Source organism: Bartonella sp. AD328YNZD, from assembly GCF_042196425.1.
This window is the reverse complement of record NZ_JBHIQG010000777.1, coordinates 1-631: the sequence shown is the minus strand read 5'-3', so window position 1 is coordinate 631 and position 631 is coordinate 1. Positions and strand designations below refer to the sequence as shown.

Sequence of the window (631 nt, the reverse complement as noted above, 5' to 3'; positions counted from 1 at the left end):
GATTTAATTTTCTCTGCCTCTTCTTTAGAAGCACCTTCTTTAATAGGCTTGGGTGCTCCTTCAACCAGATCTTTAGCTTCTTTAAGACCAAGTCCAGTAAGGGCACGAACTTCTTTAATAACATTAATTTTTTGTGCGCCACCTTCAACAAGAATAACATCAAATTCTGTTTTTTCTTCAGCAGCTGGAGCAGCAGCACCAGCAACAGCAGCGACAGCTACAGGAGCAGCAGCCGAAACCCCCCACTTTTCTTCAAGTAACTTAGAAAGCTCAGCAGCTTCCAAAAGGGTTAGATTAGAAAGGTCTTCTACGATCTTCTCTAGATCAGCCATTTTTAAATTCCTTCAATTAAAAGATTTGAACCATTATTAAAACTTATCCAAAAAAACAGAAAAGCATTAAAGCTTTTCCATAAACATGAATACAAACAGCCTTAAGCCGCCTTATCCTCCTGAGCATATGCTCCAATGACACGCGCAACCTGACCAGCAGGGGCATTAACAACCTGTGCAATACGGGTCGCAGGGGTAGAAATCATACCCACAAGTTTTGCACGCAACTCGTTTAATGAAGGCAATGAAGCCAATGACTTCACAGCATCTACACTTAAACTTGTTGCACCCATTGAACC

Annotated in this window: 1 protein-coding gene and 1 pseudogene; both read right to left on the bottom strand. The window is 41.4% G+C overall.

Going from position 1 to position 631, the window contains the following annotated elements:
* Nucleotides 1-332 (bottom strand): 50S ribosomal protein L7/L12 (gene rplL / locus ACFIO3_RS14990; RefSeq protein ID WP_375704770.1); only part of this gene is annotated, 332 nt, incomplete at its 3' end.
* Nucleotides 333-433: 101 nt separating this feature from the next.
* Nucleotides 434-631: pseudogene (locus tag ACFIO3_RS14985) on the bottom strand (50S ribosomal protein L10); the annotation flags it as partial.